The organism is Pseudomonas glycinae (assembly GCF_001594225.2).
Lineage (GTDB): Bacteria > Pseudomonadota > Gammaproteobacteria > Pseudomonadales > Pseudomonadaceae > Aquipseudomonas > Aquipseudomonas glycinae.
On the sequence record NZ_CP014205.2, the window covers coordinates 328,817 to 353,646 of the forward strand.

The following is a 24,830-nucleotide window of genomic DNA, read 5'->3' on the forward strand; positions in this document are numbered from 1 at the left end:
TTTGTGGTGTTCACACAATCTGCTGGCGACTCATGTCCACTGTGGGAGCTGGCTTGCCAGCGAAGACGTCGGGACTGACAGCACTGTCATCCGCCACCAAGCGCAGATTCAAGCGCAATCCCGACGGGCCATTCTCGGCCCACAGGGTTCCGCCCTGGCGTTGCACCGCGTTCCTCGCGATGCTCAGGCCCAGACCAAATCCACCGTCCCCCGGCCGCGAGCCGTCGAGGCGGATGAAGGGCGAAAAGATCCGCTCAAGATCCGCGTCGGCCACACCACCGCCCTCGTCCTCCAGCCACAGATGCCAGTAATCGCCATCCCGCCGACCTTCGAGCCGCACAATGCCGCCCGGTGGCGAATGGCGAATGGCGTTGCGCAGGATGTTTTCCAGGGCTTGGGCCAGGGTGTTGAGATTGCCGCGTACCCAGCAGGACGCTTCAACGCCGCACTGCAACTGCCCGGCCGGCCAGCAGCTTTCGTAGCAGGCGTTTTCCGTGAGCATTTCCCACAGCGCCTGAATCTGGATCGCTTCGTCCGGCAACGGTGCGCGTTCAGTATCGAGCCAGGCCAGTTGCAGGGTGTCCTCCACCAGTCGCTGCATCACGTCGACTTCGCGACCGATGCGTTCGCGCAACGGTTGCAGCTGCTGCTCGCTTTCGCTGGCAACTCGCAACCGGCTCAGGGGTGTGCGCAGTTCGTGGGACAGGTCGCGCAGCAGCTGCTGTTGCAGGGCGACGGTGGATTGCAGGCGTTCGGACATCGAGTCGAAGGCTCGGGCCAGTTCACCGAGTTCATGGGGGCGCTGGGTAATGCCGCTCGACAACCGCACATTCAATTGATCGGCACGCCAGGCATTGGCCTGCTCGCGCAGATTGTTCAGCGGCACCACCAGCAGGCGATACAGGCCGACGCACAGCAGCAAGGTGAACAGACCGGGAATCACCCCGTTGGTGATGACCCGCCAGAACAACCGGTATTTTCCCGGCAGAAATCGCTCGGGCAACTCGATCACCAGACTGCCGGCAGTCGGGTCACTGGGGAACGGTACGCGCAGCCACGGCCGACCCTTTTTGTGAATCGGCCAGTCAAGGCCGCGCAGGAAGGTCAGGTGCTGCAGCGCCTGAGCGTTCAGTGGCTGGCTGCCCAGCGACTGTAGATTGCCGCCGATCACGCCGACCCAGCCGGCCTCGCGCAGCTCCATGCTTTGCAACCAACTGTCGATGCCATCGCGCCCGCCCTGCTGCCAGGCGCGCTCGGCCTCGGCGGCATAACGGCTCAACGTGCGACGGGCGTCATCGGAGAGGAACTGATTGCGCTGCTCCATGTACCGGCCCCAAGACCAGCTCAGCCAGATCATCAGCAGACAGAACGCCACCAGCAGGCAGGCGAGTTTCCAGAACAGCGAGTGCCGGCCCGGCAGGTCAGACACTTTCATCGACGGCACTCAGAACGTAACCCTTGCCCCACACCGTGCGCACTTCCCGCTCGGTGTAGCCGACCGACTTGAGTTTGCGGCGGATCTGGCTGATGTGCATGTCGAGGCTGCGGTCGTGGGCCGCATAACCGCGCTGAAGAACGTGCTGATAAAGGAAGGCCTTGCTCAGCACTTCCTCGTCGTTGCGATTGAGGGTTTCCAGCAGGCGGTATTCGCTGCGGGTCAGGCCGGCGGGCTGGTCGAGGTAGAACACATCGCACTGCTCGTCGTCGAAACGCAGCCCGCCGACCGGCACCACCGCAGCGACGGCCGTCGGGCGACGATCAAGGGCGACCCGGCGCAGGATCGCTTCAATGCGCACATGCAGCTCAGCCATGCTGAAGGGTTTGGGCAAATAGTCGTCGGCGCCAAGGCGGAACCCGCTGATACGGTCGGCCTCGGCACCGAGGGCCGACATCAGCAACACCGGGGTGGAATGGCTCTGACGCAGTTGGGTCAGGACATTCAGTCCATCGAGCCCCGGCAACAGAATGTCCATCAACACCACATCGAACGGCTGGCGTCGGGCGATACTCAGGCCTTCGCTGCCGTTCTGGCACCAGGTGACCTGAAAGCCGCTGCGGCCCAGATGTTCATGGACATAGGCACCGAGGACGGGGTCGTCTTCGATGGAAAGAATGCGGGGTTGGCCAATGGAGACAGGAGTCATGACTATCTGCAAATAATTCTCAGTTGGGCGATTATTCAAGATTGCCCCGCGCCCGGCAACCCAAGCTTGACCTGTCGGACAGATGACAGGTGCCCAAGCGAAGAACAACGACATCATTTTTCCCGACAACGTCCCTGAGCAAATCGCTACACTGCGCCGATACCGCGTGCCGGACGCACGTGTGAGTCAACAATCAGCGGGATGCAGGAGAAAGGCGTGCTCAAGAAACTGGGAATCAAAGGTCGCGTGTTGCTGCTGACCCTGTTGCCGACCAGCCTGATGGCACTGGTGCTGGGCGGGTATTTCACCTGGACGCAGCAGTCCGACCTGCAAGCCCAATTGATGCAGCGCGGCGAAATGATCGCCGAGCAACTGGCCCCGCTGGTAGCCCCGGCCATGGGCCACGGCGATGCCGAATTGCTCGAGCGCATCGCCACTCAGTCCCTCGAGCAACCGGACGTACGCGCCGTGACCTTCCTCGCGCCCGACCGCTCGCCACTCGCCCACGCCGGCCCGACCATGCTCAATCAGGCGCCGAGCGGCGACAGCGCGCATTTGCTGCGACGCAGCGGCAACGACGCCACCCGCTATCTGCTCCCGGTCTTCGGCAAACACCGCAACCTCGCCGGCGAGCTGATCCCGCAAGAATCCGACCGCCTGCTCGGCTGGGTTGAACTGGAGCTGTCGCACAACGGCATGTTGTTGCGCGGCTACCGAAGCCTGTTCGCCAGTCTGTTGCTGATTGGCGCGGGGCTGGCCGGCGCCGCCTTGCTGGCCTTGCGCATGGGCCGCACGATCAACCGCCCGCTGAGCCAGATCAAACAGGCCGTCGCCCAGCTCAAGGACGGTCACCTGGAAACCCGTCTGCCGCCATTGGGCAGTCAGGAGCTGGATGAACTGGCGTCCGGCATCAACCGCATGGCCGGCACCCTGCAGAACGCCCGGGAAGAATTGCAGCACAGCGTCGATCAGGCCACCGAAGACGTGCGCCAGAACCTGGAAACCATCGAGATCCAGAACATCGAACTGGACCTGGCCCGCAAGGAAGCGCTGGAAGCGAGCCGGATCAAATCCGAATTCCTCGCCAACATGAGCCACGAGATCCGTACACCGCTCAACGGCATTCTCGGTTTCACCCACCTGTTGCAGAAAAGCGAGCTGACCCCGCGCCAGCTCGACTACCTGGGCACCATCGAAAAATCCGCCGACAGCCTGCTGGGGATCATCAACGAGATCCTCGATTTCTCGAAGATCGAGGCCGGCAAGCTGGTGCTCGACCATATCCCGTTCAACCTGCGCGACCTGTTGCAGGACACCCTGACCATCCTCGCCCCCGCTGCCCACGCCAAGCAGCTGGAACTGGTGAGTCTGGTGTACCGCGACACGCCGCTGTCGCTGGTCGGCGATCCGCTGCGCCTCAAGCAGATCCTGACGAATCTGGTGAGCAACGCGATCAAGTTCACCCGCGAAGGCACCATCGTCGCCCGCGCCATGCTCGAAGAAGAAAACGACGACAGCGTGCAGTTGCGCATCAGCATTCAGGACACCGGTATCGGGCTGTCGAACCAGGATGTACGCGCGTTGTTCCAGGCCTTCAGCCAGGCCGACAACTCGCTGTCGCGCCAACCCGGCGGCACCGGTCTGGGGCTGGTGATTTCCAAGCGCCTGATCGAACAGATGGGCGGCGAAATCGGGGTCGACAGCACGCCGGGTGAAGGCTCGGAATTCTGGATCAGCCTGAACCTGCCCAAGACCCGCGACGATGCCGAAGACCTGCCCGCCGCGCCGTTGCTCGGGCGCCGGGTGGCGGTGCTGGAAAATCACGAGCTGGCGCGTCAGGCCCTGCAGCATCAACTGGAAGACTGCGGCCTCGACGTCACGCCGTTCAATACCCTGGAAAGCCTGACCAACGGCGTCACCGGCGCCCATCAGACCGATCAGGCGATCGATCTGGCGGTGCTCGGCATCACCAGCAACGACATGCCGCCGGAACGCCTCAACCAGCATATCTGGGACCTTGAGCACCTCGGTTGCCGGGTGCTGGTGTTGTGCCCGACCACCGAGCTGACGCTCTATCACCTTTCGGTGCCCAACCCTCACAGCCAGCTGCAATCGAAACCGGCCTGCACCCGCAAACTCCGTCGGGCGCTGTCGGACATGGTCAACCCGCGCCAGTCGCGCAGCGAACCGGGCGAACCGCTGTCGAGCCGCGCGCCGAAAGTGCTGTGTGTCGACGACAACCCGGCCAACCTGTTGCTGGTGCAGACGCTGCTCGAAGACATGGGCGCCAAGGTGCTGGCCGTGGAAAGCGGTTACGCCGCGGTCAAGGCGGTACAGAGCGAAAGCTTCGATCTGGTGCTGATGGATGTGCAGATGCCCGGCATGGACGGACGCCAGAGCACCGAAACCATTCGCCAGTGGGAAAGCGAGCGCCATTGCACGCCGCTGCCGATCGTCGCCCTCACCGCCCACGCCATGGCCAATGAAAAACGCGCGCTGCTGCAAAGCGGCATGGACGACTACCTGACCAAGCCGATCAGCGAGCGGCAACTGGCGCAGGTCGTGCTGAAGTGGACGGGTCTTGCACTGCGCAATCAGGCGCCGGACCGAGGCGGTGAAAGCCTGCTGGGCAATCAGGAACTGCCGATTCTCGATCACGAAGAAGGTTTGCGCCTGGCTGCCGGCAAGGCGGATCTGGCGGCGGACATGCTGGCGATGCTGCTGGCCTCGCTCGAAGCCGACCGGGAAGCCATCCGCACCGCCCGCGACCATCAGGATCAAAACGCTCTGCTTGAACGGGTGCACCGCCTGCATGGCGCCACTCGTTACTGCGGTGTACCGCAATTGCGCGCCGCCTGCCAGCGCAGCGAAACCCTGCTCAAGCAGGACGATCCCAAGGCCTCGACCGCGCTGGACGAGCTGGACCGGGCGATCAATCGTCTGGCAGCCCAGGCGAAGATCAGCGCCTGATCCACGGCAATACCGATCAACGCCGACGCGGCTACAGTTGTCGCGGGTGAATTGCGCCCGCGTCGATGCTCCAGGAGGATTTCATGCGCACGATCGTTTTCAGCAGCCAGACCTACGACCGCGACAGTTTCCTCGCCGCCGACTGCCCGGCCGGGATCGAACTGCACTTCCAGCCAGCCCGGCTCAGTCTGGATACCGCAGCGCTGGCCGAGCATCACGAAGTGGTTTGCGCATTCATCAACGATGACCTCAGCGCCCCGGTGCTCGAACGTCTGGTGGCCGGCGGGACACGCCTGATCGCCTTGCGTTCGGCGGGTTACAACCATGTAGACCTGGCCGTCGCCAAACGCCTCGGGCTGGCCGTCGTGCGGGTACCGGCCTACTCGCCCCATGCGGTGGCCGAGCACGCGGTGGCGTTGATCCTCGCCCTCAACCGACGCCTGCACCGTGCCTACAACCGCACCCGCGAAGGCGATTTCAGCCTGCACGGCCTTACCGGCTTCGATCTGGTTGGCAAGACGGTCGGCGTCATAGGCACCGGGCAGATCGGCGCGACCTTCGCGAAGATCATGCACGGTTTCGGCTGCGAACTGCTGGCCTACGACCCTTATCCTAACCCTGCCGTCGAAGCGTTGGGCGCCCGCTACCTGAGCCTGCCGGATCTGCTGGCGCAGTCGCGGATCATCAGCCTGCACTGCCCGCTCAACGAACAGAGCAGACACCTGATCAACCGCGATTCGCTGGCGCACATGCAACCGGGGGCGATGCTGATCAACACCGGGCGTGGCGGTCTGGTGGACACGCCAGCGCTGATCGACGCCCTGAAGGACGGCCAGCTCGGTTATCTGGGACTGGATGTGTATGAAGAGGAAGCGCAGCTGTTCTTCGAGGACCGTTCCGACCTGCCGCTACAGGACGACGTGCTGGCGCGGCTGCTGACGTTCCCCAATGTGATCGTTACCGCGCATCAGGCGTTCCTGACCCATGAGGCGCTGGGCGCGATTGCCGCGACCACCCTGCACAACATTGCGACCTGGGCGGCGGGCACGCCGCAGAACCAGGTCGAAGGCTGAACGAACGGACTCAGACCGGAGGCGGCGTCGGCGTAATCGCCACGCACAGGATCAACAGCGCCAGCCAGCCGAATCCCAGCAAACGTTGTTTGAGGGAGTGCCCGCTGCGCAGCAGGAACCAGACAAACACCAGCGGCATCAGAAACGCCATGATCTTCAGCCAGCCTTCCACCGGGCGCGAGCCGTCCGGGTTCAGCACCGGCTCGACCGGCTGCGAACGACGACGTCGCCCCGCAGCAGCCGGCATGATCTTCGGCCGCTCGGGGGCCGGCGGCGGAACGAAGGCCTCGGGCACAGCCTTGTTACGCGGCAGGCTGCCAAAGGAAATCGTCGATGTGCCCTTTTCGGCTTGAGGCGCCTGCGCCTCTGCCAGCGGAGCTCCGCAATGAATGCACGCCGTGGCTTCGGAGCTGATGCTCCGCTTGCATTCATAACATTCGATCAGCGCCATGTTCCGTTCCTTGAAAATGAAGGCGGCAGTTTGCCACGACTGCGGTGTCGATTTGAACCGGATCGAAGGTCGCACGCGCGCATCATTCTGCAATCAAGCCCGTGCTAGCATGTCGCGCATATTTGGAGGACCCATGGTCGAACACGATTTCCGCTACACCCTGATGAACCCGCAACATACCCTCACCGAATGCCGCGCCCTGGTTCCGGGCCGCTATCAGGTCACCGGCAACGGTGGCTCGATCCGCATCGGCGACGTGCTCGTCGTGACCCTTAAAGGCAGCAAGGACTTGTCCATGCGCCTGACCGTCGACACTGTCCGCCACTTGATCAATCCGCCAGGTCAGTGGACTGCCATGACCACCGGCCCGGTATTTGGCGAACTGGCGATCCACACCTGGCAGGTCAACTGCGACAGCTGCGCCAAGGAACTGAGCTTCGAATTCGCCGTGGACGCCAAGCTGGGCAAACCTGCGGAAAAACCGGCCGCCACTGCCCGCATCGCCGAACTGGGCTGGAAAGCCGTCGGCGACAAGCATCTGTGCCCGAAATGCCAGGAGCCGGCGTGATGAAACACCTGGCCCTGACCGCCGCTGTCGGCGCCGGCCTGATGGGTTGCGCCGCAGAGCCTGTGCAACTGCAGCAGAACCGCAGCTACATTCTGGAGTGGATCGGCGAGCGTCCGCTGATGGACTACAGCCACCTGACCGTGACCCTCGGCGATGATGGCCGGGCGTATGGCAATGGCGGTTGCAACCACTGGTTCGCGCCGTACACCCTGGAAGGCGACAAACTAAGCTTCGGCAAGATCGGCAAGACCCGCAAACTCTGCGCACCGGCGCTGATGGAGCAGGAGCAACGTTTCCTCCAGGCCCTGGAGCACGTGGAACGCTGGGACATCTCGCCGATCGAGCAGATGCGCTTCTGGCCAGCTGAAGGCAAGCCGTTGCGCTGGTGGCTGGAAGAAGGCTGATCCTGCTGCACTGAATGATCGTTCTCACGCTCTGCGTGGGAACGATCAGCGACGATCAGCCAAGGCGAATCAGTTGGTCGCCTGCAATGCCTCGAGCTTCGCCATCACCCCCGCCGCCGTCTGCTCGCCCATCAGCTGTTCCCGCACCTTGCCCTTGTTGTCGATGATGTAAGTCACCGGCAAGGCTTCACTGCGCGGCAGTTCGAACAGGTCCGCCGGATCCTGCGCCAACACGGTGAACTTGATGCCCAGTTTTTCGCTGGCGCTCTTCAGCTCTTCCCCCTGCACGTTGTCGAAATTGACCCCGAACACGCCGATCTTCTTGCCCTTGAGCTCATCGGCCAGGTGATTGAGTTCCGGGATTTCCGTGCGGCACGGGCCGCACCATTCGGCCCAGTAGTTGAGCACGACCCATTGTTTGTCGAGGCGCTCGGACGCCACTTTCTGCCCGTTCTGGTCGATGCCGTAGTCGTTACCGCAGCCCCCCAGCATCAACGCCCCGATGATCGTCAATGCCGCTGCCAGTGCCCGTGTCATGTCGTGTTCCTTGTGAAAAATTGAATGCGCCTGCGACCCATCGCCTCCCAAGGTTCTGGATTGCGCGCTGCACAGTTAGAATAGCCGCCACTCTACGCAAGAAGCGACCCGCCCATGACCGATCTGACGCTTTATCACAACCCGCGCTGCTCGAAATCCCGCGGTGCGCTCGAACTGCTCGAAGCCCGTGGCCTGACGCCGACCGTGGTGCGCTACCTCGAAACCCCGCTGGACGCCGCGCAGATCAAGGCCTTGCTCGGCAAGCTGGGCATCAGCGCACGGCAACTGCTGCGCACCGGCGAAGACGAGTACAAGACCTTGAATCTGGCCGATGCCAGTCTCACCGAGAAACAATTGATTGAAGCGATCGCGGCACATCCAAAGCTGATGGAGCGACCGATTCTCGAAGCTGGCGACAAAGCCGTCATCGGCCGTCCACCGGAGCAGATCCTGGAGCTGCTGCCGTGAGTGCGCCGTACATTCTGGTTCTGTATTACAGCCGCAGCGGCTCGACCAACGAGATGGCCCGGCAGATTGCCCGTGGCGTCGAGCAGGCCGGCCTCGAAGCGCGACTGCGCACCGTGCCGGCGATCTCCACCGAGTGCGAAGCCGTGGCGCCGGACATTCCGGATGAAGGCGCGCTGTACGCCACTTTGGATGACCTGAAGAATTGCGCCGGCCTGGCCCTCGGCAGCCCGACCCGTTTTGGCAACATGGCCGCGCCGCTCAAGTACTTCCTCGATGGCACCAGCAACCTGTGGCTGACCGGCGCGCTGGTTGGCAAACCGGCCGGAGTGTTCACGTCCACCGCCAGCCTGCACGGCGGTCAGGAAACCACCCTGCTGTCGATGATGCTGCCGCTGCTGCACCACGGCATGCTGATCACCGGCCTGCCTTACAGCGAGTCGGCGCTGCTGGAAACCCAGGGCGGCGGCACGCCGTACGGCGCCAGCCATCACGCCGGGGCCGACGGCAAAAGCGGCCTCGATCAGCACGAAGTGGCGCTGTGCCGCGCCCTCGGCGCACGTCTGGCCAATACGGCCCGGAAACTGGGGAACTGAGATGGCCAGAAAGCCGAAAGTCCTGCCCGCCGTCGAGTGGCTGGAGCCACGGGTGCGGGCGATGCGGGTGATCAGTCTGCTGTGCTTTTTCGGCCTGGCCGGACTGCTCGCCGCGTATTACCTGGTGTTCGCCGACCTGCATGGCGCACGGCCGTGGGTGATTCTGCTGATCGAGCTGATCCCGTGGATCGTGCTCGCACCGGGCATGATCATGGGTAGCGCACGCGGGCATTCGTGGATGTGCTTTGTGGTGAATCTGTATTTCATCAAGGGCGCGCTGGCGGCGTATGACCCGAGCCGACAGCTGTTTGGCGTGCTGGAGATGATTGCCAGTCTGGCGGTGTTCTGCTCGGCGCTGTTGTATGTGCGGTGGCGGTATCAGTTGAATCGCAAACTGGCGGGCGAAGGCGAAGTCTCCGTCGCCTGACAGACCGCTATCGCTGGCAAGCCAGCTCCCACAGGTTCCGGGATCGTTCCCACGCTCTGCGTGGGAACGCATAAAGAGACGCTCCGCGTCTCAGGGACGCAGAGCGTCCCGGGCGGCGTTCCCACGCAGAGCGTGGGAACGATCAAGTCACTCTGAGCTCAATGGTTGACGGTGTACGCCAGCATCATCGAGATCTGGCTCATCGGCCGACCACCGCTTTCTTCGTGCCACTGGTTGAACGCATTCTGCACCGTCGCCAGATCCCGCAGGCTGGTCGGCACCTTGTCGACGATCTTCTGTGCATTCAACGCCGCGACCACGTCGTAGCTCGGCACGAAGGTGTCTTTGCCAACCATCCGCAAGAACCGTGGCGCCGACAACCCGCCCAATTGATGGCCGTGCTTTTTCAGATAGGTCCACAAACCGACGATGTCGGTCACCGGCCAGTCAGCGAGCAACGCGCCGAAGCTGCCCTTGTCTTTCTCGACGTCCAGAATGAACTGCGCATTGCGCGGCACACTCTTGAGCTTGCCAAGATGACGGATGATCCGCGCATCCTGCATCAGCCGCTCAAGGTGTTCGGCGCTCATCAGCACGACCTTTTCCGGGTCGAACTTGAAGAACACTTCCTCGAAGGCCGGCCACTTGGCGTCCACCAGACTGTGCTTGAGCCCGGCACGAAATACCCGCAGGGCCATGGTCGAGAGATAACGGTCGTCGCTGATCTTGCGCAGTTGCGCCGGGGTCTTGGGAACGGGCAGATGGGCTTCCAGTTCAGCCGCCGAACCGAAGCGGTTCAGACAGTATTCGTGCAGCCACTTGTAGTCGCGCATGCCCTCTCCTTTTGAATGAAACGAAAAACCAATGTGGGGAGCGGGCTTGCTCGCGAAAGCGTCGTGTCAGCCGGCATCAACACTGGATGACACACCGCAATCGCGAGCAAGCTCGCTCCCACAGTGACGGTGTTACAGGTTCACCACATTGACGAAACGCGAAGCCGCCGTCTCGTCGATCTTCAGGCTGGTGAAGTCAAACAGGTTACGGTCAGCCAGTTGCGACGGGATCACGTTCTGCAGGCTGCGGAAGATGCTTTCGGTGCGGCCCGGGGTCTTGCGCTCCCAGTCCTGGAGCATTTCCTTGACCACCTGACGTTGCAGATTTTCCTGGGAACCGCAGAGGTTGCACGGAATGATCGGGAATTGCTTGAAGTCCGAGTAGGCCTGGATGTCTTTCTCGTTGCAGTAGGCCAGTGGACGGATCACCACGTTGCGCCCGTCGTCGGCGCGCAGCTTCGGCGGCATGGCCTTGAGACTGCCGTTGAAGAACATGTTGAGGAAGAACGTCTCGACGATGTCGTCGCGATGATGACCGAGGGCCATTTTGGTCGCGCCGATTTCGTCGGCGAAGGTGTACAGCGTGCCGCGACGCAGGCGCGAGCACAGCGAGCAGGTGGTCTTGCCTTCCGGGATCAGTTCCTTGACTACCGAGTAGGTGTCCTTCTCGACGATGTGGTACTCGATGCCCAGCTCTTTCAGGTAGGCCGGCAGCACGTGCTCGGGGAAGCCCGGTTGCTTCTGGTCCATGTTCACGGCGACGATCTCGAACTTGATCGGTGCAACCTTCTGCAGGTGCATCAGCACGTCGAGCATGGTGTAGCTGTCCTTGCCCCCGGACAGGCAGACCATGACCTTGTCGCCGTCTTCGATCATGTTGAAGTCGGTGACGGCTTCGCCGGCCAGGCGGCGCAGGCGCTTTTGCAGTTTGTTCTGGTTGACCGTAAGAGTGCCCATGACGCGAAATCCGTGAGGTGTGACGAAAGGCGGGCATTTTACGCAAAAACACTTGGCTTGTGGCCACAGGTTGTCGCCCCTTCGAATGCCCGTTTGCACAGACCCCGACGCGATTACCCCGAAGTTTTACAGCGCGATTTGCTCTAAGCCCCTACCACCTGTGCGGTTAAGACCTTTCTATACTGCGACATAAGGTCGCACACAATCTGAAGACCTGTATTTGCTCGGCCGCATTGGCCCGTAGGCGCTCCGCTGGGGGGCGATGGCAATAACGAGAGGAGTGACTGGCATGATCCATCACGTAGTGGGACTTTTTACCCACCCCGATCAGGAATGGAAGGAAATCCGTGGCGACCAGGAAGAAAGCATCAGCCACATGTACCTGACGCACACGCTGATTCTGGCGGCGATCCCCGCTGTTTCGGCATTTATCGGCACGACTCAGGTCGGCTGGGTGATCGGCAACCGCGCACCGGTGATGCTCACCGTCGAAAGCGCGTTGTGGATGACGATCATGTCTTACCTGGCGATGCTCGGCGGGGTCGCGGTCATGGGTGCCTTCGTGCACTGGATGGCCCGCACGTATGACGCCAACCCGAGCCTGGCCCGTTGCGTGGCATTTGCCACCTACACCGCGACACCGTTGTTCGTCGGTGGGCTGGCGGCGCTTTATCCGCACATGTGGCTGGGGATGATCGTCGGCACGGCGGCCATCTGCTACACGGTGTACCTGTTGTATGTGGGGCTGCCGACCTTCATGAACATTCCGTCCGACGAGGGGTTCCTGTTTTCCAGCTCGGTGCTGGCGGTGGGTCTGGTGGTGCTGGTCGCCATCATGGCGTTTACCGTGATTGTCTGGGGACTGGGCGTGGGGCCCGTCTACACAAATTAGAGAGCCACGAATTAGCTGGCCGCAACGCCGAGAAGAACAAGATCCGCCAACACAGGCCGCCGCAAGGCGGCCTTCTCATGCCTGGAATAAACGTCGCGACCATTCGGCAGTTTGGCGATACGCAACGCCGAAAGGTTGCGGCATACTCCAAATCTCTGGAGATCCATCAAGCATGCCCGAGCAACTCAATACCCGCGTCGAAGACTGTTTCCAACTCGCTGAATCCTTTTTCAAACGTCCCTTCAAACGCCCCGTGGTGAGCCTCAAGCTGCGCGGGCAAAAAGCCGGGGTCGCGCATCTGCACGAGAACCTGCTGCGCTTCAATCCGCAGCTGTACCGGGAAAACACCGAACATTTCCTCAAGCAGACCGTGGCCCACGAAGTCGCGCACCTGATCGCCCATCAGCTGTTCGGCGATCGCATCCAGCCCCACGGCGAGGAGTGGCAACTGATCATGCGCGGCGTTTACGAATTGCCGCCGGACCGTTGCCATACCTATGAAGTCAAACGGCGCAGCGTGACCCGCTACATCTATAAATGCCCGTGTGCGGATAGCGATTTTCCGTTTTCGGCCCAGCGCCATAGCCTGGTCAGGCAGGGGCGGCGCTATCTGTGCCGGCGTTGCCGCAACACATTGGTGTTCAGTGGCGAGATGCGGGTGGAGTAAGCCCCCATCTCGTTCCCACGCTCTGCGTGGGAATGTATTACGTGACGCTCTGCGTCACAGTGGACGCGGAGCGTCCATGGCGGCATTCCCACGCAGAGCGTGGGAACGAGCTACAAAACCACTTTCGCGGCACGCAGTTCGGCAATCCGCTCAGGGCTCAAGCCCAATTCCCCCAACACCTGATCCGTATGCTGCCCCAGCGCCGCCCCGACATGCCGCGGCGCCGGCAACGCCTCGGAAAACTTCAGCGGACACGCGATCTGCGCCTGCACCGAGCCATCCCCACGCGGCACCTGCGTCACCAGTTCCCGCGCCTGCAATTGCGGATGCTGCACCGCCTCGCCCAGGTTCAACACCGGTTCGACACAGGCATCGATCCCGGCGAACAGCTCGCACAGTTCGGCAAAGTCATGCTTCTCGAACTCGACCTTCAAGTCGTCCTTGAGCGCCCGCTGCTGCTCGGGTTTGGGCGACAAACCCTGCGCCGCCAGTTCCGGCCGGCCCAGCGCCGCACACAGTTGCTGCATGAAGGCCGGCTCCAGACTGCCCACCGACATCCAGCGCCCGTCGCGGGAGCGGTAGTAATCGTAGAAGCTGCCGCCATTGAGCATCTGATCTTCCCAGCCCGGCTCCTCGCCGCAGGCCAGATACCCGGCACCGGCCATGGCATTCAGGCTGAACGCGCAATCGGTCATGCTCACGTCCAGATGGGTGCCCTGCCCGGTTTGCTGGCGGGAAATCACCGCCGCCAACAGGCCGATTACCCCGTGCAGCGAGCCGCCCGCCACATCCGCCACCTGCATGCCCAGCGGCAACGGCCCGCTGTCGGCGCGCCCGGTGTAGCTGGAGAGCCCGGCCAGCGCCAGATAGTTGATGTCGTGGCCGGCGCGATCCTTGTACGGTCCGGTCTGGCCGTAACCGGTGATCGACACGTAAATCAGCTTCGGATTGATCGCCTTCAGCGTCTCGTAACCCAGCCCCAGGCGCTCCATCACTCCGGGTCGGAATTGCTCCAGCACGATGTCGTAATCCACCAGCAACTGCTTCACCAGCTCCAGCGCCTCGGGCTGCTTGAGGTCCAGGGCCAGGCTGCGCTTGTTGCGATTGAGATAAGCGTGACTGGCCGAGACACCGTGATCGTGGGGCGGCAACACCCGCACCAGGTCGAGACGGGTCGGCGACTCGATGCGCAGCACTTCGGCGCCCATGTCCGCCAGCAGCAGCGAGGCGAACGGCCCCGGCAGCAGGGTCGAGAAATCCAGAATCTTCAGTGAGGCCAACGGTGCAGACATGGGCAATCTCCATCAACGATGCATGCAGCCTAGGCAGCCCTCGGCGATGGGGCAATTACCGGATGCATCAGTTGCGCTGACCGTTGCGCTCAAACAGCAGGCAAGAAAAAACCCGCCGAGGCGGGTTTTTCCATTCAAGCGATGCTTACTTCACATTGCTCGGGGTCGGGCCTTCGGCCACACCCAGGTCATCTTCTTCACGCTCGTCGGAGATACCGCGACCGCCCGAGGCCAGCTCGGATTGCAGCACGTCGGTGTCCAGCTCCTTGACCCACTTGGCCACAACGATGGTGGCAACGGCGTTGCCGACCAGGTTGGTCAGGGCACGGGCTTCGGACATGAAGCGGTCGATACCCAGGATCAGCGCCAGACCGGCCACCGGCAGGTGACCTACCGCCGACAGGGTGGCCGCCAGCACGATGAAGCCCGAACCGGTCACACCGGCGGCGCCTTTGGAGGACAGCAGCAACACCACCAGCAGGGTGATCTGGTGAGTGATGTCCATGTGGGTGTCGGTCGCCTGAGCGATGAACACGGCCGCCATGGTCAGGTAGATTGCGGTGCCGTCGAGGTTGAACGAGTAGCCGGTCGGGATCACCAGACCCACCACCGATTTCTTCGCGCCCAGACGCTCCATCTTGATCAGCATGCGTGGCAGTACCGATTCCGAAGAGGAAGTACCCAGGACGATCAGCAGCTCTTCTCGGATGTAGCGGATCATCTTCAGCACGCTGAAGCCGTGCATGCGAGCGATACCGCCGAGCACGATCAGGATGAACGCCAGGCAAGTGATGTAGAAGCAGATCATCAGTTGACCCAGCTGCACCAGCGAGCCGACACCGTAGGCACCGATGGTGAACGCCATCGCACCGAAGGCACCGATTGGCGCGAGCTTCATAATCATGTTGATGATGTTGAACATCACGTGGGCGAAGCGATCGATGAAGTCCAGGATCGGCTTGCCGTAGGCACCCAGGCGGTGCAGGGCGAAACCGAAGATCACCGAGAACATCAGCACTTGCAGGATGTCACCGGTGGCGAACGCGCCGACGATGGTGGTCGGGATCACGTTGAGCAGGAAGCCGACAACGCTCTGGTCTGCGCCTTGAGCAACATAGGTCGCGACTTTTGAGGCGTCGAGGGTGCTGACGTCGATGTGCATGCCGTTGCCCGGTTGCACGATGTTGACCACGATCAGGCCGACCAGCAGGGCGATGGTCGAAACGATTTCAAAGTACAGAAGTGCGTAACCGCCGGTCTTGCCGACCGATTTCATGTTCTGCATGCCGGCGATACCGCTGACCACGGTGCAGAAGATGATCGGGGCGATGATCATTTTGATCAGTTTGATGAACCCGTCACCCAGCGGCTTTACGGCCACGCCGAACTGCGGGTAGTAGTGGCCGAGCGCAATACCGATACAGATTGCGACGATCACCTGGAAATACAGGGATTTGTACAGTGGCTGACGAGTCGTCATTGCAAAGTTCCTCAAGAGTCCCGCGTGGCAACATCCATCTGTTGAACGCGAAACCTGAATTGCGAACCCTCCTGCACTGGAGGGATTTGTTGTGTCGAACGGCGCTTTTCCGGACCGGCTCGGCGCACGCTTCTGTCGCTCTTATCGCAAACGTCGTGCCACTTTGGTGCAAATCGCTGCAAGCCTTTTGATATCAGGGGATACGGCATTTTCTGTGTCACCGTTCGGTTACTCAAGTGTGGCGGATTTCCGCCAACTCGCCCGACCTCGTCCTACAATTTGGCGGAAATCCGCCTTGTTACCGATCAAAGGCAGCCGCTACCATCGGTCGCCAGAGGAAGGATCTGCCGCTCATGCGCGAACGCACCATCGCCAGTCACTTTGCCCGCGCCGCCCTCGGTGGCGCGCGGCGCTCGGGTTACGACTATTCGGACCTGCTGCAGCAACTGGGCATCAGCCCCGAACTGCTCGACGAGCCGCGCGCGCGGATCGCCCCGGAACAATTCACCCAGTTGATCCAGAACCTGTGGCTGGCCCTGGACGACGAATACCTGGGCTTCGGCAACGCGCCGAGCAAGCCCGGCAGCTTTGCCATGATGTGCCACGCCATCATCCATTGCCGCAGCCTGGAGAAGGCTCTGCAACGCGGCTTATTGTTTTATAGCCTATTCCCCGAAGCCCCGCGCCTGACCCTGACCCATGAAGACGAATGGGTACGTCTGAGCCTCGACGATGCGCAGTTGTGGGATCCGGATCACTTTCTCAGCGAGAGCCTGCTGGTGATCTGGCATCGCCTCGGCAGCTGGCTGATCGGCCAGCGGATTCGTCTGGAACAGGCGAGCTTCAGCTACCCGAAACCGGCGCACGGGGCGGAATACGATCTGCTGTTTTCCTGCCCGCTGGAATTTTCGGCAACGCAAAGCAGCCTGGTGTTTCACAGCCGTTATCTGCACATGCCGCTGTTGCAGGATGAACGCACCCTCAAGTATTTCCTCGAACGCTCCCCCGCCGACCTGCTGTCCCGCCCGGACGACGGCAACAGCCTGAGCAGCCGGCTGCGCCGCTTGCTCAGCCACGACAGCGCACGCTGGCCGGACCTCGAAGCCGTGGCCGCGCACCTGCACATCAGCCCGCAAACCCTGCGCCGGCATTTGCGCGAGGAAGGCACCAGTTTTCAGGAATTGAAGGATCAGTTGCGGCGGGACATCGCGATTTATCACCTGGGGCGGGCCGATCTGTCGTTGCAACAGATCGCCGAACAGCTCGGGTTTTCCGAGCCGTCGGCGTTTCACCGGGCGTTCAAGAAGTGGACGGGGCTGACGCCGGGGGCGTATCGGGCGCAGGAGCAGTGAGGCCAAAGATCAAAAGCCCCCTCACCCTAACCCTCCCGAAACGTCGGACCGCCCAGAGGGAGAGGGGACTGATTGGGGGATGCTCAATAAATACGCCGACCTGAAAGCTTGCTGTTGAATCCATATTCGATGCAAATCGCTCAGGTCGATCATTTTCTAGAGACACTTCGATCAGTTCCCTCTCCCTCTGGGAGAGGGTTAGGCGGGCGGCGTTCCGATGAGGGCCGATCGTTTTCACACCGCAGGAAAATGAATCCTGAACGCCGCCCCACCCATCGGTGAATCCCCCAGGGTCAACTTGGCGCTGTAGCTCTCGATGATGTCCTTGACCACCGCCAGCCCGATCCCCTGCCCCGGGTGCTGACGGTCCAGGCGTTCGCCGCGTTCGAGAATCCGTGCGCGCTGATCCGGCGGTACGCCGGGGCCGTCGTCTTCGATGCACAGTTCGATTCCGTCCAGACTTTCGCGCACGCTGATGCGCACTTCGCCCAGGCACAGGCGATAGGCGTTTTCCAGTAGGTTGCCCATCATCTCCAGCAAGGCGCCCTGCTCGATCGGCACGTAACAGTGCTCCGGCAGATCGAAGGCGACGCGCACGTGTTTGTCGCGGTAGACCTTGTCCAGCGTGTCGCACAGGCTTTGCAGCACCGGGCGCAGGCGCACCTGATGGCGCACCAGACCGCTTTTGCGCAGGCTGGCGCGTTGCAACTGGTAGCCGATCTGCTGGCTCATGCGTTCGATCTGCGTCTGCAGCACCCATGCCTGGTCGCGATCTTCGGGGCGCTGGGCCATGTCTTCGCTGACGCCTTGCAACACCGCCAGCGGGGTTTTCAGGCTGTGGGCCAGATCGTCGAGGGAGTCGCGGTAACGGCTGCGCTGCTGACGTTCGCTGTGCAGCAGGCGGTTGAGGGAGCCGGTCAGGCGCAGCAGTTCGCGCGGGTGTTGTTCGCTGAGGCTTTCGAGGGTTCCGCCTTCGATTTCGTCGAGTTCCTGACTAAGCCGGCGCAAGGCTTTCAGGCCCCAGGTCAGGCCGATCCACAGCAGTGCGAGCAGCACCAGCAACGCTGCGCCAAAACCGAGGTAGAGATTTTCCCGCAGCCCTTCGAGGGTGGTTTCGTATTCGCGCACCGGTTGCAGGGCCACGATACTGAAGGCCGCGCTCTTGCCACCAAGCAGTTTGACTTCAACGTCGTAGACGAAGAATTCCTGGCCGTTGGCTTCGCGGATCCGCGCGAACTCGTTGCCGAGGCCGTCGTAGCGCGGCGTGTAGTTGATCTTCTCTTCCTGAGTGCCCTTCGAGCGCCAGACCAGGTGCCCTTCGCGGTCATAGATGTAGCCGAGCAGGCGATTGTCCGTGAGGTTGAAGCGCTCGTCGGGCAACTGTGCCGGCATCATCAAGCGGTTGTTTTCAACCCGTGCGGCGGAGATCAGCGTGGTGACATCGGACGCCAGCCGTTGCTCGATCGAGTCCTGCAGCGCCAGGCTGAAAGCGCCCTGCATCGCCGGGAGCAACGCGAGCATGAACAACACCGCCAGGGTGGTGGCGGCGAGCATCAGCCGGACGCGAAGGGAACGGATCAAGTGCAGCGCTCATTGAACAGGTAACCGAGGCCGCGCACGGTGTCGATCGGCTTGAACCCGGCCGGGCCTTCGAGCTTGCGGCGCAGACGGCCGACCAGCACTTCGATCACGTTCGGATCGCGCTCGTCGTCATCCGGGTACAGCTGCTCCATCAGCCGATCCTTGGGCACCACTTGCTGGTGATGACGCATGAGGTATTCGAGAATCCGGTATTCGTAGGCGGTCAGCGCCAGCGGTTGCTCGTCGAGGGTCGCCTGCTTGCGATTCAGATCCAGCAACAGCGGGCCGGCGACGATGGTCGACTGGGTGAAACCGCTGGAGCGGCGCAGCAAGGCATTGAGCCGCGCTTCGAGTTCTTCGAACTGGAACGGCTTGACCACGTAATCGTCGGCGCCAGCGGCCAGGCCTTCGACCTTGTCCTGCCAGTTGCCGCGCGCGGTGAGGATCAGGATCGGAAACGTCTTGCCACCCGAGCGCAGCTGGCGGATCAGGTCAAGCCCACCCATGCCCGGCAGGCCAAGGTCGATCACCGCCAGGTCAAAGTTGAATTGCCCGGTCTGGTACAACGCCTCTTCGGCATTGGCCACGGACTCGACCACGTGACCGCTCTCCGTCAGGCGGGTTTGCAGGTGATGGCGCAACAGCGCTTCATCTTCGACAACCAACAGTTTCATGACGCTCTCCCGGGTAAATCGACAACTCCAAAGGCTTTCGCCTCACATGGCTGCGCCGGGTCGCCCCTCGAAGGACGACCCGGCGCGGGCCTGACGCCAATCGCTTAGAAAGCGTAGTTGGCCGACAGGTAAGTCTGGGCGCTGCTGGTCAAGTCCAGCGAGCCTTGCTTGCTGCCGCCGCTCTCTTTCATCTCGGTGCTGGCGTTGCTGCGCAGGTAACGGTAACCGAGTTCGACCGAGGTGTTCTGCGAGACTTGCTGCAGCACACCGAACTGACCGCCGACCGCGTAACCGATGTCGCTGTCGCGGCTGTAGCCCGGCGAATCCTGGGTCAACTTGGTCAGACCGGCCGTGGCACCGCCGAACAGCTTGGTGCTGCCGCCCACCGGGTAGAACAGATCGTAGCTGCCCAGCAGGTTTTCCTGGCGCAGTTTAATGCCATTGTGCGAGCCCGACACGTTGTCGTAGGTGGCGTAGTAGCGACCCTGGCTGTTTTGCTGACCCAGGCGCAGGCCGTAGGTGTTGTTGCCGTCGATGGCCGCAGTGGCGTCCGGGTGGTCGAGGTTGTCGTTCAGGGCGTTGGATTTTTTGATCTTGTCGCTGGTCTGGCCAAAGGTCAGGCCGGCGAAGTTGCTGGTGGTGTCGGCGTGGGCCGCGATACTGGCGCTCATTACGGTAAAAGCCAGCAGCAGTTTATTTAAACGAGTCATGGAGTTTCCTCTTTCACAGTGCTGTTTGGGTATGGCGCAAGGTTACTGCCCCTCCCCTGTACCGCCCCTGAACGCTCTCTGAACCTGGCCTGAATGAAATGAACTAGGCTGTTTTGACCCTTTATTGTCAGGAGACCCGATCATGCGCCTGCTTCTAACCCTCGCCCTCCTTGTCTTCAGCGGCCTAAGCCAGGCTGCGATCAAGACCGAGGAAATCCCCTATCAGAGTGCTGACGGCACCAAGCTGATCGGTTACTACGCCTACGACGACGCGATCAAGGGCCCGCGCCCCGGCGTGGTGGTGGTGCATGAATGGTGGGGACTGAACGACTACGCCAAGCGTCGCGCCCGGGATCTCGCCGGGCTCGGCTACAGCGCGCTGGCCATCGACATGTACGGTGAAGGCAAGAACACCGAACACCCGAAAGACGCGATGGCGTTCATGCAAGCCGCCACGCAGAACGCCGATGCAGCGAGCAAGCGCTTTCAGGCCGGGCTGGATCTGTTGAAGAAACAGCCGCAGACCGATAAGGATAAAATCGCCGCCATCGGTTACTGCTTCGGCGGTGGCGTGGTGCTGAATGCCGCGCGTCAGGGTGTGCCGCTGGCCGGCGTGGTGAGTTTCCACGGTGCGTTGGCCACCAAGACCCCGGCTGCGCCGGGCAGCGTGAAGGCGAAAATTCTCGTCGAACACGGCGCGCTGGACAGCATGGTCACCCCGGACAACGTCGCGGCGTTCAAGTCGGAAATGGACAAGGCCGGCGCCGACTATCAATTCGTCAGCCTCGACGGTGCCAAGCACGGCTTCAGCAATCCTGACGCGGATCGCCTGAGCCACGGCGATCACGGTGGCCCGGATATCGGCTACAACAAGGCCGCCGATGAAAAATCCTGGTCGGACATGCAGGCGTTCTTCAAGAAAATCTTTGGCTGAACCCCTGTTGCTGATCGTTCCCATGCTCCGCGTGGGAATGCATACAGTGACGCTCTGCGTCACACGGCGAAGGGACGCGGAGCGTCCCGGGCTGAATTCCCACGCAGAGCGTGGGAACGATCATGTCGGCACTATCCAGCCTGAAGACAACCCGGCAAAATGCCGACATGACTGCCAGCCCTTTCCTCCCCGCCTGCTGCACTCCGCTCGATGCCCATTGGCCGCTGCCGAAGGTATTGCCTGACACCGTGCTGTTGAGCACCCATTTCGACCCGTCGCAGCTGCTCGGCGATGACTTCCGCCGCAGCGCCATCGAGCCGCCGCCGAGCATTCAGCGTTCGGTGGCCAAGCGTCAGGCGGAATTTCTTGCCGGGCGGATTTGTGCACGGGCGGCGTTGCAGCAGCTGGAAGGCTCGAGCATTGTTCCGGCGATCGGCGAGGATCGCGCGCCCATTTGGCCGGCGCACATCTGCGGCTCGATCACCCACAGCACCGGCCGTGCAGCGGCGATTGTCGCCAACAGACAGCACTGGCGCGGACTGGGCATGGATCTGGAGAACCTGCTCAACGCCGAACGCGCCGAACGACTGGCCGGAGAGATCCTGACCCCACCGGAATTGCAGCGCATGGCCGCCGGCTCCCGGGATCAGATCGCGTTGTGGGTGACCCTGACCTTTTCGGTGAAAGAAAGCCTGTTCAAGGCGTTGTACCCGATCGTGCAGCAGCGCTTCTACTTCGAGCACGCCGAGGTGCTGGAATGGAATGAACAGGGTCAGGTGCGGCTGCGGCTGCTCACGGATCTGTCCAGCGAATGGCGCAACGGTACGGAGCTTGATGCGCAATTCGGTGTGCAGGACGGGCAGTTGCTGAGTCTGGTCAGCATTCCTGCCTGAAGTTTTTAGCGCCTGTTCGGGCCTCATCGCTGGCAAGCCAGCTCCCACAGGTTCGAAGGTGTACACAAAGTCTGAGTTCATCGCAGGCACTGTGGGAGCTGCGGTGCGACGATTCGACTTGCCAGCGATGAGGCCAGCGAAACCCACACAACCTTCAGCGCCGCTCCTGATTCCTCGGCCAACTCAGACTGAAACACGCGCCGCCCAGACTTTTGCTCTTGCCAATCAACGCCCGGCCGTCGTGCCAGTGGATGATCCGCCGCACGATCGACAGGCCCAGCCCGTGTCCGCCCGAGGCCCGGGTGCGACTGTCGTCCAGACGCAGGAACGGCGTGAAGATTTTCTCCCAGGCGGTTTCCGGCACGCCGGGGCCGTCGTCCTCGACATCCACCCGGCAACGCATCTGCCCGACCTGATAACTGACCGTGACCTTCGAACGCGCATGGCGCATGGCGTTGCTCACCAGATTCTGCAAGGCGCGGTGCAGGTAACGCGGCTCGGCCTCGACCCAGGCATCATCGCAATCCGCCGCCGACAGGCACAGACCGCGTTGCACCGTGACTTCGGCACGCAGAGGCGCCAGCTCTTCGATCACCTGATTGACCAGCGCATCCAGATCGATGCGCTGGAAGGTCAGCGCCGGTGAGCCCTGCTCCAGCCGGGCGTACGTGAGCATTTCGTCGACCAGCTTGTCGAGGTCCTCGATGTCGTGGTCCATGCCCTCGCGGTATTTTTCCAGCGCCTGCGGGGTGGTGGCCGAGCCGATCATCTCCAGCCCGAAACGCAGGCGCGCCACCGGCGTGCGCAGTTCGTGGGACACCGCGCGCACCAGTTCACGCTGAATGGCGAGCAACTGCTGCAAGTGCTCGGCCATGCCGTTGAACGCTGCCGCCAGCTTGCCCACCGAGTCGGCACCCCGGGCCGGCACCCGAGTTTCCAGACTGCCCTTGGCGATGCGCGTGGCAGCCGCTTCGAGCCCGCGCAGACGCCGTTCGAGCTGGCGCACCAATAAATAGACGATCAGGCCGATCAGGGTCAGGCCGAGGGCGGCGATCAAAACCAGCCATTCCGGCGGGTACGGGTTCATCTGATACAGCGGCCCGATTTCCAGTACCCACGGCGTGCCGACCATCCCGGCGAACACCCGGATCGAATCGCCGCCCTTGCCCAGCGCCATCACCGTATCGCCTTCGGATACCCGACGGCTCTGGTCTTCGTCCATGTCCGCGTCGCTGACGGTGACCAGCCGCAAATCAAAGCCAAAGCCTTTTTCTTCCTTCAATTGCGCCAGGCGTTTGGGTTGCTCGCCCACCGGCACCCGCACCAGCTCATCGGCCAACAGGTAAATGGTCGCCCGGGCCAGTTGCTCGCTGATTTGCTGGACCTCGCCCACCAGCACAAGCTGCTCCTTGTCGCTGACCATCCGGTAGACCTTGGCCGCATGCGGCCCGGTCTGCTCCACCAGGGCTTGGCCGCGCTGCACGCGAGTGCGCTGGGTCAGGTCGAGATCGGTCTGAGCAAAGGTTTTCAATGCCAGCGGAATTCCGAGCAGCCGCTCCCACACCAGCAAGGCGCGATGGCGCTCGGTTTCGTTCATCGGTTGCAGGTTGTCGGCCATCAGCGAAAACGTGCCGTGGGCCAGACGCTCGCGGTATTGTTCGCTGCGCACCTGGTTGAGCAGGTGCAGCGCCAGCACGCCGAGTACCGCCACCAGAATCAGCGCCGCGCACATGCCACCATAGATGCGCAGGAAGATCGAATTCACAGCGGCAGTTCTGCGCAGGCTTCCGGCACGAACAGGTAGCCTTTGCTGCGAATGGTCTTGATCAGGCGCGGGTGATCGGGGTCATCGCCGATTTTCGGGCGGATGCGCGAAATGCGCACATCGATCGAGCGGTCCTGGCCGTCGTAACCGATGCCACGCAACGCGGTGAAGATTTCTTCCCGGGACAGGATCCGTCCGGCGTTGGACACCAGCAGCCAGAGCAGATCGAATTCGGCACTGGTCAACTCGATACCGCTGTCACTGAGCCACGCTTCGCGCAAGGCGTTGTCCACCACCAGCGGGCCGAATTGCAGCCGACGCGGATTGCCCGCCGGCGCCTCCGGTGTGTCACTGCGTCGCAGCAACGCCTGGATGCGCGCCAGCAGCAGCCGCGGGCGCACCGGTTTGCAGACATAGTCGTCGGCGCCGAGGTCGAGGCCGAGGATCTGGTCAGCGTCATCGGTACGCGCGGTGAGCATCAGGATCGGCCCGTCGTAGCGGTCGCGCACCTTGCGACAGATGCTCAGGCCGTCTTCGCCGGGGAGCATCAGGTCGAGGATCACCAGATCCGGCTGCTCCTTGATGATCCGCGCCGCCGCCAGTGCACCGTTGCCTTCGATTTCCACGCGCAATCCGTTGGCTTGCAGGTATTCGCGGGTCAGTTCGGCCAGTCGCTGGTCGTCCTCGACTATCAATACCTGCCAGGCTTCTTGCTCCACGGGTGACCTCTGCTTGCCGATGCTGCCTATAAAGGAAGGATCCTCCCGTCTTTTTGTCATCTTTAAGGAGGATAAGAATGCGTGCGCATGGGCCGATTGTATAAACGGCGTACAGCCAGAACACAAGTCGGTAAATGCGTTCGGACAAGGCGGATTTTTGTGATAGGGTTCGCGCCCTTAAAAATCCGCTGAAGCGTTTTTCCCGACTGAAAAACAGTGACAAACGGTCTAGCTCAGCAGGTTAGCGGCCTACACGGGAATTCCTGGTTTCTTACACAATTTACGCACAGGTTTATCCACAGCTCGTACGTTGCAAGCCCCCTCGAAACGCATTATCTTGTAGCACGGCGCAAAGAGACCCCCTACATATAGGGTTTTCCGTTCTAGAGCCCAACCACATTTCAGACCTGAAACTCAAGTGCTTTATTGCCGGTTTCCGGTTGAAC

At 62.1% G+C, this 24,830-nt stretch carries 25 protein-coding genes; 12 read left to right on the top strand and 13 right to left on the bottom strand.

What is annotated here, in order from left to right:
- Window positions 1-10 precede the first annotated feature (10 nt).
- Together AWU82_RS01525 and AWU82_RS01530 are read right to left on the bottom strand one after the other, a co-directional pair.
- On the bottom strand, window positions 11-1,435 hold the full coding sequence (locus AWU82_RS01525) for a sensor histidine kinase (RefSeq protein ID WP_064383557.1): 1,425 nt from the start codon (window positions 1,433-1,435) through the stop codon (window positions 11-13).
- Complete coding sequence (locus tag AWU82_RS01530; protein ID WP_064383559.1) at window positions 1,422-2,144, bottom strand: response regulator transcription factor; 723 nt, start codon at window positions 2,142-2,144, stop codon at window positions 1,422-1,424. Before AWU82_RS01530 ends, AWU82_RS01525 begins: the two co-directional genes overlap by 14 nt.
- A 216-nt stretch (window positions 2,145-2,360) precedes the next feature.
- On the opposite strand from AWU82_RS01530, the gene AWU82_RS01535 reads away from it, so the two are divergent.
- Both AWU82_RS01535 and AWU82_RS01540 read left to right on the top strand, forming a co-directional pair.
- Entirely contained in the window at window positions 2,361-5,114 is a 2,754-nt protein-coding gene (locus tag AWU82_RS01535; RefSeq protein WP_064383560.1) for a response regulator, read from the top strand.
- A gap of 83 nt (window positions 5,115-5,197) precedes the next feature.
- Window positions 5,198-6,187: a 2-hydroxyacid dehydrogenase gene (locus tag AWU82_RS01540; protein ID WP_064383562.1), complete on the top strand. Its 990-nt coding sequence runs from the start codon at window positions 5,198-5,200 to the stop codon at window positions 6,185-6,187.
- A gap of 10 nt (window positions 6,188-6,197) precedes the next feature.
- On the opposite strand, the gene AWU82_RS01545 is transcribed toward AWU82_RS01540, so the two are convergent.
- Entirely contained in the window at window positions 6,198-6,638 is a 441-nt protein-coding gene (locus AWU82_RS01545) for a hypothetical protein (RefSeq protein ID WP_064383563.1), read from the bottom strand.
- Window positions 6,639-6,771: 133 nt separating this feature from the next.
- On the opposite strand from AWU82_RS01545, the gene AWU82_RS01550 reads away from it, so the two are divergent.
- Window positions 6,772-7,206: a hypothetical protein gene (locus AWU82_RS01550; RefSeq protein WP_007957770.1), complete on the top strand. Its 435-nt coding sequence runs from the start codon at window positions 6,772-6,774 to the stop codon at window positions 7,204-7,206.
- Window positions 7,206-7,610 carry an META domain-containing protein gene (locus AWU82_RS01555; protein WP_007957769.1) on the top strand — a complete coding sequence of 135 codons (405 nt, stop codon included), beginning with the start codon at window positions 7,206-7,208 and terminating at the stop codon, window positions 7,608-7,610. The genes AWU82_RS01550 and AWU82_RS01555 overlap by 1 nt, the downstream gene beginning before the upstream one ends.
- 69 nt (window positions 7,611-7,679) lie before the next feature.
- Here the strand turns inward: AWU82_RS01555 and AWU82_RS01560 are convergent, their stop codons facing one another.
- Entirely contained in the window at window positions 7,680-8,147 is a 468-nt protein-coding gene (locus AWU82_RS01560; protein WP_064383565.1) for a TlpA disulfide reductase family protein, read from the bottom strand.
- A gap of 114 nt (window positions 8,148-8,261) precedes the next feature.
- On the opposite strand from AWU82_RS01560, the gene arsC reads away from it, so the two are divergent.
- From arsC to AWU82_RS01575, 3 genes are read left to right on the top strand one after another with little or no spacing between them, the layout of a single operon-like run.
- A complete protein-coding gene (gene arsC / locus AWU82_RS01565; RefSeq protein WP_064383567.1) occupies window positions 8,262-8,615 on the top strand; it encodes an arsenate reductase (glutaredoxin) in 354 nt (117 codons plus the stop codon).
- Complete coding sequence (gene wrbA / locus AWU82_RS01570) at window positions 8,612-9,208, top strand: NAD(P)H:quinone oxidoreductase (RefSeq protein ID WP_011335490.1); 597 nt, start codon at window positions 8,612-8,614, stop codon at window positions 9,206-9,208. Before arsC ends, wrbA begins: the two co-directional genes overlap by 4 nt.
- Before the next feature lies 1 nt (window position 9,209).
- Complete coding sequence (locus AWU82_RS01575; RefSeq protein ID WP_011335491.1) at window positions 9,210-9,635, top strand: DUF2069 domain-containing protein; 426 nt, start codon at window positions 9,210-9,212, stop codon at window positions 9,633-9,635.
- A gap of 158 nt (window positions 9,636-9,793) precedes the next feature.
- Here the strand turns inward: AWU82_RS01575 and AWU82_RS01580 are convergent, their stop codons facing one another.
- A complete protein-coding gene (locus tag AWU82_RS01580) occupies window positions 9,794-10,468 on the bottom strand; it encodes a DNA-3-methyladenine glycosylase I (protein ID WP_064383569.1) in 675 nt (224 codons plus the stop codon).
- Between the two features lie 132 nt (window positions 10,469-10,600).
- Complete coding sequence (gene ttcA, locus AWU82_RS01585; protein ID WP_011335493.1) at window positions 10,601-11,425, bottom strand: tRNA 2-thiocytidine(32) synthetase TtcA; 825 nt, start codon at window positions 11,423-11,425, stop codon at window positions 10,601-10,603.
- Between the two features lie 289 nt (window positions 11,426-11,714).
- On the opposite strand from ttcA, the gene AWU82_RS01590 reads away from it, so the two are divergent.
- Together AWU82_RS01590 and AWU82_RS01595 are read left to right on the top strand one after the other, a co-directional pair.
- Window positions 11,715-12,317, top strand: coding sequence for a Yip1 family protein (locus AWU82_RS01590; protein WP_007957761.1), 603 nt, complete (start codon window positions 11,715-11,717; stop codon window positions 12,315-12,317).
- Window positions 12,318-12,489: 172 nt separating this feature from the next.
- On the top strand, window positions 12,490-12,984 hold the full coding sequence (locus AWU82_RS01595) for a SprT family zinc-dependent metalloprotease (RefSeq protein WP_007957760.1): 495 nt from the start codon (window positions 12,490-12,492) through the stop codon (window positions 12,982-12,984).
- A 110-nt stretch (window positions 12,985-13,094) separates the two neighbouring features.
- On the opposite strand, the gene AWU82_RS01600 is transcribed toward AWU82_RS01595, so the two are convergent.
- Window positions 13,095-14,276 (bottom strand): CaiB/BaiF CoA transferase family protein, encoded by a 1,182-nt coding sequence (locus tag AWU82_RS01600; protein WP_064383571.1) that lies wholly within the window; start codon window positions 14,274-14,276, stop codon window positions 13,095-13,097.
- Between the two features lie 145 nt (window positions 14,277-14,421).
- Window positions 14,422-15,756: a dicarboxylate/amino acid:cation symporter gene (locus AWU82_RS01605; protein WP_064383574.1), complete on the bottom strand. Its 1,335-nt coding sequence runs from the start codon at window positions 15,754-15,756 to the stop codon at window positions 14,422-14,424.
- Window positions 15,757-16,109: 353 nt separating this feature from the next.
- On the opposite strand from AWU82_RS01605, the gene AWU82_RS01610 reads away from it, so the two are divergent.
- Window positions 16,110-17,108: an AraC family transcriptional regulator gene (locus AWU82_RS01610; RefSeq protein WP_064383575.1), complete on the top strand. Its 999-nt coding sequence runs from the start codon at window positions 16,110-16,112 to the stop codon at window positions 17,106-17,108.
- 234 nt (window positions 17,109-17,342) lie between these two features.
- On the opposite strand, the gene AWU82_RS01615 is transcribed toward AWU82_RS01610, so the two are convergent.
- The 3 genes from AWU82_RS01615 to AWU82_RS01625 form a co-directional block, all read right to left on the bottom strand.
- The gene (locus AWU82_RS01615; RefSeq protein WP_041475405.1) at window positions 17,343-18,689 is read right to left on the bottom strand and encodes an ATP-binding protein; all 1,347 of its coding nucleotides are present in this window, start codon (window positions 18,687-18,689) and stop codon (window positions 17,343-17,345) included.
- On the bottom strand, window positions 18,686-19,363 hold the full coding sequence (locus AWU82_RS01620; RefSeq protein ID WP_007957754.1) for a response regulator transcription factor: 678 nt from the start codon (window positions 19,361-19,363) through the stop codon (window positions 18,686-18,688). The genes AWU82_RS01615 and AWU82_RS01620 overlap by 4 nt, the downstream gene beginning before the upstream one ends.
- Before the next feature lie 104 nt (window positions 19,364-19,467).
- On the bottom strand, window positions 19,468-20,073 hold the full coding sequence (locus tag AWU82_RS01625; protein ID WP_064383578.1) for a hypothetical protein: 606 nt from the start codon (window positions 20,071-20,073) through the stop codon (window positions 19,468-19,470).
- Window positions 20,074-20,215: 142 nt separating this feature from the next.
- On the opposite strand from AWU82_RS01625, the gene AWU82_RS01630 reads away from it, so the two are divergent.
- Both AWU82_RS01630 and AWU82_RS01635 read left to right on the top strand, forming a co-directional pair.
- Window positions 20,216-21,007 (top strand): dienelactone hydrolase family protein, encoded by a 792-nt coding sequence (locus AWU82_RS01630; RefSeq protein ID WP_064383580.1) that lies wholly within the window; start codon window positions 20,216-20,218, stop codon window positions 21,005-21,007.
- Window positions 21,008-21,174: 167 nt separating this feature from the next.
- Window positions 21,175-21,900, top strand: coding sequence for a 4'-phosphopantetheinyl transferase family protein (locus tag AWU82_RS01635; protein ID WP_064384158.1), 726 nt, complete (start codon window positions 21,175-21,177; stop codon window positions 21,898-21,900).
- Between the two features lie 154 nt (window positions 21,901-22,054).
- On the opposite strand, the gene AWU82_RS01640 is transcribed toward AWU82_RS01635, so the two are convergent.
- Together AWU82_RS01640 and AWU82_RS01645 are read right to left on the bottom strand one after the other, a co-directional pair.
- Entirely contained in the window at window positions 22,055-23,665 is a 1,611-nt protein-coding gene (locus tag AWU82_RS01640) for an ATP-binding protein (protein ID WP_064383583.1), read from the bottom strand.
- Window positions 23,662-24,384, bottom strand: a complete 723-nt coding sequence (locus AWU82_RS01645) for a response regulator (protein ID WP_064383584.1) — start codon at window positions 24,382-24,384, stop codon at window positions 23,662-23,664. Before AWU82_RS01645 ends, AWU82_RS01640 begins: the two co-directional genes overlap by 4 nt.
- Between the last annotated feature and the right edge of the window lie 446 nt (window positions 24,385-24,830).

What these genes read in the sequence shown, in the direction of transcription:
- AWU82_RS01525 (WP_064383557.1), bottom strand. Translation starts at nt 1,435, where the DNA reads ATGAAAGTGTCTGACCTGCCGGGCCGGCACTCGCTGTTCTGGAAACTC.
- AWU82_RS01530 (WP_064383559.1), bottom strand. Translation starts at nt 2,144, where the DNA reads ATGACTCCTGTCTCCATTGGCCAACCCCGCATTCTTTCCATCGAAGAC.
- AWU82_RS01540 (WP_064383562.1), top strand. Translation starts at nt 5,198, where the DNA reads ATGCGCACGATCGTTTTCAGCAGCCAGACCTACGACCGCGACAGTTTC.
- AWU82_RS01545 (WP_064383563.1), bottom strand. Translation starts at nt 6,638, where the DNA reads ATGGCGCTGATCGAATGTTATGAATGCAAGCGGAGCATCAGCTCCGAA.
- AWU82_RS01550 (WP_007957770.1), top strand. Translation starts at nt 6,772, where the DNA reads ATGGTCGAACACGATTTCCGCTACACCCTGATGAACCCGCAACATACC.
- AWU82_RS01555 (WP_007957769.1), top strand. Translation starts at nt 7,206, where the DNA reads ATGAAACACCTGGCCCTGACCGCCGCTGTCGGCGCCGGCCTGATGGGT.
- AWU82_RS01560 (WP_064383565.1), bottom strand. Translation starts at nt 8,147, where the DNA reads ATGACACGGGCACTGGCAGCGGCATTGACGATCATCGGGGCGTTGATG.
- arsC (WP_064383567.1), top strand. Translation starts at nt 8,262, where the DNA reads ATGACCGATCTGACGCTTTATCACAACCCGCGCTGCTCGAAATCCCGC.
- AWU82_RS01575 (WP_011335491.1), top strand. Translation starts at nt 9,210, where the DNA reads ATGGCCAGAAAGCCGAAAGTCCTGCCCGCCGTCGAGTGGCTGGAGCCA.
- AWU82_RS01580 (WP_064383569.1), bottom strand. Translation starts at nt 10,468, where the DNA reads ATGCGCGACTACAAGTGGCTGCACGAATACTGTCTGAACCGCTTCGGT.
- ttcA (WP_011335493.1), bottom strand. Translation starts at nt 11,425, where the DNA reads ATGGGCACTCTTACGGTCAACCAGAACAAACTGCAAAAGCGCCTGCGC.
- AWU82_RS01590 (WP_007957761.1), top strand. Translation starts at nt 11,715, where the DNA reads ATGATCCATCACGTAGTGGGACTTTTTACCCACCCCGATCAGGAATGG.
- AWU82_RS01595 (WP_007957760.1), top strand. Translation starts at nt 12,490, where the DNA reads ATGCCCGAGCAACTCAATACCCGCGTCGAAGACTGTTTCCAACTCGCT.
- AWU82_RS01600 (WP_064383571.1), bottom strand. Translation starts at nt 14,276, where the DNA reads ATGTCTGCACCGTTGGCCTCACTGAAGATTCTGGATTTCTCGACCCTG.
- AWU82_RS01605 (WP_064383574.1), bottom strand. Translation starts at nt 15,756, where the DNA reads ATGACGACTCGTCAGCCACTGTACAAATCCCTGTATTTCCAGGTGATC.
- AWU82_RS01610 (WP_064383575.1), top strand. Translation starts at nt 16,110, where the DNA reads ATGCGCGAACGCACCATCGCCAGTCACTTTGCCCGCGCCGCCCTCGGT.
- AWU82_RS01620 (WP_007957754.1), bottom strand. Translation starts at nt 19,363, where the DNA reads ATGAAACTGTTGGTTGTCGAAGATGAAGCGCTGTTGCGCCATCACCTG.
- AWU82_RS01625 (WP_064383578.1), bottom strand. Translation starts at nt 20,073, where the DNA reads ATGACTCGTTTAAATAAACTGCTGCTGGCTTTTACCGTAATGAGCGCC.
- AWU82_RS01630 (WP_064383580.1), top strand. Translation starts at nt 20,216, where the DNA reads ATGCGCCTGCTTCTAACCCTCGCCCTCCTTGTCTTCAGCGGCCTAAGC.
- AWU82_RS01635 (WP_064384158.1), top strand. Translation starts at nt 21,175, where the DNA reads ATGACTGCCAGCCCTTTCCTCCCCGCCTGCTGCACTCCGCTCGATGCC.